The organism is Mucilaginibacter sp. (assembly GCF_028288105.1).
GTDB lineage: Bacteria > Bacteroidota > Bacteroidia > Sphingobacteriales > Sphingobacteriaceae > Mucilaginibacter.
The window spans coordinates 1-8,893 of sequence record NZ_JAQBOI010000106.1 but is presented as its reverse complement, the minus strand read 5'-3'; the positions used below and the strand labels follow the sequence as shown (position 1 = coordinate 8,893).

The 8,893-nt window shown below is 41.4% G+C and carries 7 protein-coding genes; 3 read left to right on the top strand and 4 right to left on the bottom strand.

What is annotated here, in order from left to right:
- The first annotated feature begins 169 nt into the window (after positions 1-169).
- The 3 genes from JWQ85_RS07620 to rseP all read left to right on the top strand — a co-directional run bounded on the left by JWQ85_RS07620 (position 170) and on the right by rseP (position 4,312).
- Entirely contained in the window at positions 170-1,672 is a 1,503-nt protein-coding gene (locus JWQ85_RS07620) for a GH3 auxin-responsive promoter family protein (RefSeq protein WP_299466369.1), read from the top strand.
- A gap of 116 nt (positions 1,673-1,788) precedes the next feature.
- A complete protein-coding gene (locus JWQ85_RS07615) occupies positions 1,789-2,964 on the top strand; it encodes a 1-deoxy-D-xylulose-5-phosphate reductoisomerase (RefSeq protein ID WP_299466367.1) in 1,176 nt (391 codons plus the stop codon).
- A gap of 16 nt (positions 2,965-2,980) precedes the next feature.
- On the top strand, positions 2,981-4,312 hold the full coding sequence (rseP, locus tag JWQ85_RS07610) for an RIP metalloprotease RseP (protein WP_299466364.1): 1,332 nt from the start codon (positions 2,981-2,983) through the stop codon (positions 4,310-4,312).
- A 439-nt stretch (positions 4,313-4,751) separates the two neighbouring features.
- Here the strand turns inward: rseP and JWQ85_RS07605 are convergent, their stop codons facing one another.
- The 4 genes from JWQ85_RS07605 to JWQ85_RS07590 all read right to left on the bottom strand — a co-directional run.
- Positions 4,752-5,300, bottom strand: a complete 549-nt coding sequence (locus JWQ85_RS07605; RefSeq protein WP_299466361.1) for a DUF4199 domain-containing protein — start codon at positions 5,298-5,300, stop codon at positions 4,752-4,754.
- A gap of 26 nt (positions 5,301-5,326) precedes the next feature.
- Positions 5,327-5,995: a hypothetical protein gene (locus tag JWQ85_RS07600; RefSeq protein ID WP_299466358.1), complete on the bottom strand. Its 669-nt coding sequence runs from the start codon at positions 5,993-5,995 to the stop codon at positions 5,327-5,329.
- Positions 5,996-6,006: 11 nt separating this feature from the next.
- Complete coding sequence (locus JWQ85_RS07595) at positions 6,007-7,260, bottom strand: dihydroorotase family protein (protein ID WP_299466355.1); 1,254 nt, start codon at positions 7,258-7,260, stop codon at positions 6,007-6,009.
- A gap of 21 nt (positions 7,261-7,281) precedes the next feature.
- The coding region (locus JWQ85_RS07590) for a hypothetical protein (protein WP_299466352.1) at positions 7,282-8,893 on the bottom strand (1,612 nt) is incomplete at its 5' end.

Sequence of the window (8,893 nt, the reverse complement as noted above, 5' to 3'; positions counted from 1 at the left end):
TGTTCACTACAGAAAACACAACCTCAGAGGCATATATATTAAAAATTGCAGGTATTTTCTGGTTTGCATTATCATTTCCTACTGTACAAGTAATGATAATGACTACTTATAAACGATTGGTTTACAGCCACCAGGACATTGATGATGATATTGCCGAAACCAATTAATGATGGGTTTAAAAGCAGCATTAAGCAAGGTATTTGCCTGGTATGTAAATAAACAATTAAATACCATTCGCCATAATGCGGTTGCGCTTCAACAAAAAACTTTTAGTAACCTGATAAACGATGCCAAAAACACTGCTTTTGGTACAGACCATCATTTCGGCGAAATAACATCATACGAAGATTTTAAAAAGAATGTGCCCGTGCGCGACTATGAGGAGCTTCGTCCCTATATTGATCGTATAACCCATGGCGAGGCTAATGTGCTTTGGCCCGGCAAACCTGCTTACCTGGCTAAAACATCGGGCACTACATCGGGTGTAAAATATATCCCTATTTCGAAAGAAAGCATGCCCGAGCATATTAAAGCTGCCCGTAATGCTTTGTTAAGCTATATCCATGAAACAGGCAATGCCGACTTTGTTGATGGCAAAATGATATTCCTACAAGGCAGCCCCATATTAGATGAAAAAGCAGGTGTATCAACCGGCAGGTTATCGGGTATTGTGGCGCATCATGTACCTGCTTACCTGCAAAAGAATCGGCTCCCATCCTATCAAACAAATTGTATTGATGACTGGGAAGAAAAAGTTAACGCCATTGTAAAAGAAACTGTTAAAGAGGATATGCGCCTGATATCGGGCATACCGCCCTGGTGCCAGATGTATTTCGACAGGCTATCTGCAGTATCCGGCGGGAAAAAGATCAAAGATATATTCCCCAATTTTAAGCTATATGTGCATGGCGGTGTAAACTACGAACCCTATCGCGCCCGCATGGAAGAAAGCATCGGGTTTAAGATAGACAGCATTGAAACTTACCCTGCATCTGAAGGCTTCATTGCCTTTCAGGACTCACAAAAAGAAAAAGGTTTGTTGCTGATGGTTGATGCGGGCATATTTTATGAGTTTATCCCATCGGATGAATATTTTAACGACAACCCAACCCGTATCAACTTAAAAGATGTAGAGCTTGATAAGAATTACGCGCTTATAATGAACACCAGTGCCGGTTTATGGGGATACAGCCTGGGCGATACGGTAAAGTTTGTATCAAAAAACCCATATAAGATAGTTGTAAGCGGCCGTATAAAGCATTATATCTCTGCTTTTGGCGAGCATGTTATTGGTGAAGAAGTTGAACAGGCATTAATGAGCGTAGCCGCCGAAGAAGGTGTTGACGTTATTGAATTTACTGTAGCGCCACAAGTATCACCTACAGCAGGCGAACTGCCTTATCATGAGTGGTTTATAGAGTTTGGGAAAGAACCTCAAAACCTGGCAGCATTTGCATTAAAGGTTGATAAAGCGTTACAGCAAAAAAATATTTACTATTTTGACCTTATTGAGGGTAACATATTGCAACCTTTAATAGTCAGAAGTTTAAAAAAGGATACTTTTATAAACTATATGCGAAGCCAGGGGAAACTTGGCGGGCAAAACAAAGTTCCGCGATTATCTAATGACAGGAAAATCGCGGACGAGTTAACAACGTATATTACAAATTAAAACACCAGACGTCATTGCGAGGTACGAAGCAATCTCCAAACTATGCTATTGGATTTGCTTATGTAGAGATTGCTTCGTACCTCGCAATGACGTGTTATTATAGATAATTGGACAAGATAAAAAATATCGCCATCCTTGGCTCTACCGGTAGCATAGGTACACAAACACTTGAAGTTATTCGAGATAACGGTCAGTTGTTCAGTGCATTTATACTTACAGCGCATTCAAATGCTTATCTGCTTATAGAACAGTGTTTGGAGTTTGTGCCACAGTATGCCATCATTTGTGATGAAACAAAATATCTGCAGGTTAAAGAGGCGCTTGCCCATTTACCCGTAAAGGTTTTGAGCGGGCACGAGGCTATTAAGGAAACGGTTACCCACCCGGATATTGATATTGTATTAACCGCTATGGTTGGCTTTGCCGGGTTAGAGCCTACTATTAATGCCATAAAAGCAGGTAAAGATATCGCGTTAGCAAACAAAGAAACACTTGTAGTAGCCGGCGAGATGATAACCGCCCTGGCTAAAGAACACAACGTTAAAATATTGCCTGTAGATAGCGAGCACTCCGCCATTTTTCAATGTCTTGTTGGTGAAGATTACAGCAAAATAGAAAAGATAATTATTACAGCTTCGGGTGGGCCTTTTAGAGGTAAAACAATCGATTTTTTAGCCGGTGCTACCCGTGAGCAGGCCCTGAAACATCCAAATTGGGTAATGGGCGCCAAAATAACTATCGATTCGGCATCGTTAATGAATAAAGGCCTCGAAGTTATTGAAGCTAAATGGTTGTTCGGTCTGCAGACAGATCAAATAGATGTGATCGTGCATCCGCAATCAATTGTACACTCGCTGATACAATTTGAGGACGGTTCTATAAAAGCGCAGATGGGCCTGCCGGATATGAAGCTGCCAATACAATACGCCTTAACCTACCCTAACCGGGTTAAAACCAGCTTTAAACGTTTTGATTTTATGGATTACCCAAACCTGACTTTCGAGAAGCCGGATCTGGATACCTTTCGTAACTTAAAACTGGCTTATGAAGCGCTAAATCGCGGTGGCAATATGCCTTGCATTATAAACGCGGCTAACGAGGTGGCCGTAGCGGCTTTCCTGAAGAATGAAACCGGATTTTTGGCCATGAGCGATGTAATTGAAACCTGTATGCAGAAAATTAATTACATCAAAGAACCGTCCTTACACGACTATTTGAATACTGATAAAGAAACACGCATATTTGCGCAAAATTTAATACAACAAATGCCGTTAAAGGCAATACAATCTTAATATATAAATATAACGAATGAGCGTTTTAATAATGGTTGGCCAATTAATACTTGGTCTTTCAATTTTGGTGATACTACACGAGTTCGGGCATTTTTTAGCTGCCCGCGCTTTCGGAATAAAGGTTGAGAAATTTTACTTATTTTTTGATGCCTGGGGTGTAAGTCTTTTTAAATTCAACTATAAAGGTGTTGAGTACGGCATTGGCTGGTTACCACTTGGTGGCTATGTGAAAATTGCCGGTATGATAGATGAATCGATGGATACAGACCAGCTGGCGGGCCCGCCGCAGCCATGGGAGTTCCGTTCAAAACCGGCCTGGCAGCGTTTAATTGTAATGCTTGGCGGTATCATAGTTAACATTATAGTGGGTGTATTCATATTTTGGATATTAACCATCCGTTATGGCGAAACCTACACACCCAACGCCAATATTAAATATGGTATAGTCCCGGGAATTATAGGTCAAAAAATGGGGCTTAAGGCCGGTGATAAGATCAATTCGGTTAACGGCAAACCTATCATCCGTTTCGAAGACCTGATCAGCTCGAAAGTGTTGTTGGATAAAACGGTGCTTAACGTACAGCGCGGTAATCAAACATTAGACATTAAAGTACCTCCCACCATTCTTAATGACCTTTCTGATCATGGTATCGAGGAATTTATTAACCGTATCCCACGGGTAAAATTTGCTATAGACACCATTGCACACAAAAGTGGCGCTGAGCAGGCTGGTTTAAAAAAGGGTGATAGTATACTTGCCGTAAATGGCAATGCTATAGCTTATTTTGATGAAATGCAGGCGCAATTACGTGCTAACAAAAACAAACAGGTACAGCTTACCATTAAACGCAGCGACTCGTTACTACAGCTTACCGCGCAAATTAACAAAGAAGGTGTTTTAGGCTTTAAACCTAACGCGGAATTGCCAAAAGATACCACCATTAAATATGGCTTATTTGGTTCGTTACCTATTGGTGCTACCAAAGCATGGAGCATGTTCACTGATAATGCAAAAGGCATAGTTAAGATATTTACAGGTGAGGTTAAGGCACGTAAAGCCATATCAAGCCCAATAGGCATTGCTGTAATGTTTGGCAGCCATGTAGACTGGATCCGTTTTTGGAGCCTTGTAGGGTTTCTTTCAATGGTACTGGCATTAACAAACCTATTACCTATACCAGGTTTAGATGGTGGTCATACCGTTTTCCTTGTAATAGAGATGATAAAAGGCAAACCGCTAAGCGATAAGTTCCTGGAACGCGCGCAGATAGTTGGTTTTGTACTGTTAATATCGCTGATGGTATTTGCCTTTGGTAATGATATTGTGAAACAGGTAATGAAAAAATAACCCCATTCCTTAAGGGGAACTTTTAAAACATAAACAAGGAAGCCGCTTCATTATGGAGCGGCTTTTTTGTGGCTAACCCTCGCCTTGGGTGCGCTTTATTTCGCCTTGGGTTCGTCCATTTTCGCCCTTTATTCGCCCTTGTAGGTATTGCTACCAAGGCCTGCTATATTTTGACTAAAGTCTTATGAGTTTTGTTTGTAATACGTTGGCTAAAGTCAACGGCAATGATAAATACAAATGAGTTTTCTATCCGTCCCATTTATGGGACGGATAGAAAACTCAGAAAATGGGCTTTAGCCCAAACGCTAATCTTCCAAGCACCTGTTAGTGACAACAGAACAACGCTGGGACAGAGGATACCAATCAAAAACAAAACCTATTTAAACAAGAAAGCCACTTCAAATTGAAGCGGCTTTCTTGTTGTATATATGACCTTTACTTAAACAGTTGGATCATTTGGTGTTTCGTCAATAACATCATAAGCAGTACGTTCCTTTTTAAGGATTGCTGCACCTATTAAACTAACAATACAGCCAAATATTAATGTGCTTATTGCAGTTGCGATAGCACCAAATATTGCACCGTATTTATTACCCATTTCTAATGCCTTGTCAATTTGATCTTGTGACATACCTTTATCGGCCATTGCAGTTTGCTGTTGCTCCATTGCTTTGGTTAACATTTCCGGGCTTAATATGGCCAGATAGAGATAGATAAATACTGCCAGTAATAAACCACCAAAAAGTGAATATCTAAAGCCAGGATTGAAAGCTTGTCCAAAGGTGATAAAACCGCCTAACTGGTCTTTGTATTCCTTTTGCGCTAAAAAGCAAAAAGCGATAAATGGTAGGTAACCAACATACTTTACAGATGAATTTTGGTCGATATTAAGAAGCTGGAACGCATAAGTAATTACGATAGATACTACTAAATAAATTACTGCCCACTTAGTGGCAATTGCGGTTGGGTTTGGTGCAGGTGTTTCCATTTTATAATAAGGGTTATAGATTAATTTTATTTAAAGCTAAGTAATATTTCTAAAACAGCCATATCAAATGGTTTATTTACGGCATTATCTGCAATGGCGTTTTTGTCCGCATCGCTTGGTTCCGGGTTTTGGAAAAAACAGATCATGGGGTAAAACAGCTCTTTCACTTCAGAATCTTCAGGAACGGTTTTGGCTACTTTGCTTATCTCGCTAACAGGGCTTTCAATCAGCATCTGCTGAGCAATAACAGGCTCGTATATGCGGTATTCGTCCTGAAACTCATCCTCATCAACAAGTAAAAACTCTTTCAAATAATCTTCCAGTTCAGGATCTATATTTTCGTCCTCGCATTCGTTCAGATACAGTAATAAATTCAATAGCTCGGTACCGCGATCAAGCGTTTGTTCTTCGATAGCTTCCCATTCAGGGGTTTCCAGGTAGTCATCTTCCAGTTTCTTTACATCTTCACTAAAGAAGTTGATCATCAGCATATCAAAGAAAGTCTCACGGATCTCTTCCAACTGCGGATGCTCATCAAAAACGGCATCAAGCGAATCCACCTTGGTTAAAAAGTCATCATCTGATGCAAAAACGGTATCAAATTTTTCGATAAGTGCTGCGGCATCAAAGTTACCATATTGTGTAAAAGCCTTTAAAGCACCTGTAATGGCTGATCTTACTTTTGGGTCGGTCATGTGATTGGTTATTAAAATTTTGAGACTTGGTTGTTGTTACAGGTTAACAATACTTTTCCTTTTAAGTTCTGCCCTATAAATGGTGAATTAAAACTTTTTGAACGATTAGCGGCGCGGGTATATTCCCATTCGTCACCGGTGCTGAATACAACCAGGTTGGCGGTCGTACCTTCTGTTAGCGATGGCACACCAACATTTAATATTTTACGTGGGTTAATAGCCAACTTTTCCACTATCTGCCCCACCGATAAACCCGCCCGCAGGGCAAGCGAGAAAGCTGTTTGCAAACCTAAAATGCCATACTCGGCTACCTCAAACTCCACATCTTTAAATTCAATTTCGTGCGGGGTGTGCTGTGATACAATGGCGTCTATAGTGCCATCTTTTAAGCCGGCTACCAAAGCGTCTACATCCTTTTGGGTGCGCAATGGAGGTTTTACTTTATATAAGCTATCAAAGCCCATTAAAGCCTCATCGGTTAATACAATATTATGGGCGGCAACATCGCAGGTAACTTTTATTCCTTTGCACTTTGCTTCGCGTATCAGCTCTACCGCATGCTCGGTAGATATAGTTGTAAAGTGGATTTCAGAATTGGTATCCTCGGCAAGGTATAAGTCGCGGGCTATCATCAATTCTTCGGCCAGCGCGGGTATGCCTTTCATGCCTAACATAGTGCTTACTATACCCTCGTTAACTTTTGCCTTACCGGCGATGGAGGTATCTTCCGGGTAGGAAATAACCTTAGCTCCAAAATTTTGTACATACAGCAGGGCTCTTTCCATTAGTCCCGCATCCTGAACCGGGCGGTTACCATCTGTAAAAGCCTTTGCACCGCTTTTAAACATATCAAACATCTCGGCCATATCTTTGCCCTCGCGTTTGCTGGAGATAGCTCCAAGGGGATATATATCAACCAGGTTACCTTTAGCCCGGTTAAGCAGGTACTCTACTTCGGCTTTTGAATGTACGGGGGGTTGAGTATTAGGCATTAAAGCGATACCAGTAAAACCACCTGCCGCAGCTGCTGCTGTTCCGGTTTGGAGGTCTTCCTTGGTTTCTAATCCCAATTCGCCAACATTACAGTTCAGGTCAAAAAAGCCCGGTGAAACGTAATGGCCTTTCGCGTCAATAGTTTTTACATCTTCATCAATTGATTTTGCTATTTTACTGATAACGCCTTTTTCAATTAAAATATCGGCAACCTTATTATTAAAAGGCGAAGCGGGGTCTACAACAGTGGCAGATTTGATTAGCAAATTCATTAGCGCTGTTTTATGGTGGGTTTAGTTACTATCTGTGGGTTGCGAAACAGTTGTTTTATTGGTTTTATAATACCTTATCAGCAGGGTTTCGGCAGCCAGAAATATCATTGCCAAAATTATACAAAGTTTCCATAATTGAAGCCCCGAATTTGCAGAGCCTGCAATACTATCTGCATTTAATTTATCCCCGTTTAGCAAAGTAGCGTTTTTAGGGAATAATTTCTCCAGATCATTTGGGCTTAGGTATGATAAGTCAGATTCCGTCCTGTTATCATTAAAAGCCAAAACCGCAGCCGTGCTATCCTGCTTTTTAAGGTCGTAAATACCGGTTTCGCTCAACTGCGCGGGCAGGTAAAGCATAGTGCTTCCCTCCTGTTGTTTTACATCGGGTATAATAGTTTCGTTGCCTTTTACCAGTTTTACCAATTGTTTCTCTGTCGATTGCAGCGGAACGGTCTCTATGGGTTCGTTATTGCCCGCAGTGTAAAACAAAGATTGATCGTGCCCGCTCAGCAATGCTATCCTGAACATTACCGGTACAAACAGCGCATGAACCGGCAGGTTACTAAAGTCTTCATCTAAAGCCACGGCAGATACATACACTTTTCCCTTGCCTAATGTAGAGCCCTGCCATAAGGGTTGGCCGGCCTGCATCCGCATCAGGTATTCGCCCTGGCGGGTACCGGTTGCTAAGGCATAATATTTCTTTACCGCAGGCAAATCGGGGTTTTGTGGTGATGCTTCAAAGATGCTTTTAAACACCTGGCTTTGTAAATTTATAGCCGATACTTTAGTGGCTTCGTTTACCAAACCCTGCGGATAAGCGGCACCTATAGGCTGTAGAAATGCTTTATAGCTATTCAAATCTGCATCGGTCGATGGAAACACCACCAAAGTACCACCTTTGCTTACATAAGTTTTTAAAGCTTGTGCTAATCCTGCTGATACCGTTTTAATATCGCTTAATATGATGATGGGATACGTGCTTAAACCTGCATAATCTACATTACCACCGGGCACGTGCTTTGGCGCAAAAAAGGGATCGGCAGCAAAAACAGCACTTAAATATTTATTGGCCGTACCATCGTTTATCAGCAGAGCCGGCAATTGTTTGTTCACATTAAAAGTGAAGTAAAACTTATTATCAAACGTAACAGGATTATCCTGTAATTGAATTTCGGCACGCTGCCAGCCACCCTGCAGACCAGAGAACGATAATGTATCTGTTTGTGCCGACCTTGCATTAACCGTAAAGCTACCTATTGCTTTTTGCACACCATTAATGATCAGCTTAAGCGGGATCTTCTCCGCAGATTTATCGGCATAGTTCCTTAATCTTACAACTATCCTTTCACTTTCGCCGGGGCGATGCGTGGCGTTTAGCATCCATACTGAATCTACCGCTACATTGGGCAATGAATTAGCTTTTAGTTGCACCAAATTCACCGGGAAACCTGCATCTGCCAATGGTGATCTGCCCTGTATGTTCTTCTGAAAATCGGATAGGATATAGCTTTGCTTCGGCGAGTTTGCCTGCATGTTTAACAAAGTTTGCTGCCTGGCAATAATCTGGTTTAGGTCCCTGCTTTGCGGACTGATCTTAAGCCTATCTACCGCATCATTAAATTCGCCG

What these genes read in the sequence shown, in the direction of transcription:
- JWQ85_RS07595 (WP_299466355.1), bottom strand. Translation starts at nt 7,260, where the DNA reads ATGAATTTGCTAATCAAATCTGCCACTGTTGTAGACCCCGCTTCGCCT.
- rseP (WP_299466364.1), top strand. Translation starts at nt 2,981, where the DNA reads ATGAGCGTTTTAATAATGGTTGGCCAATTAATACTTGGTCTTTCAATT.
- JWQ85_RS07620 (WP_299466369.1), top strand. Translation starts at nt 170, where the DNA reads ATGGGTTTAAAAGCAGCATTAAGCAAGGTATTTGCCTGGTATGTAAAT.
- JWQ85_RS07600 (WP_299466358.1), bottom strand. Translation starts at nt 5,995, where the DNA reads ATGACCGACCCAAAAGTAAGATCAGCCATTACAGGTGCTTTAAAGGCT.
- JWQ85_RS07605 (WP_299466361.1), bottom strand. Translation starts at nt 5,300, where the DNA reads ATGGAAACACCTGCACCAAACCCAACCGCAATTGCCACTAAGTGGGCA.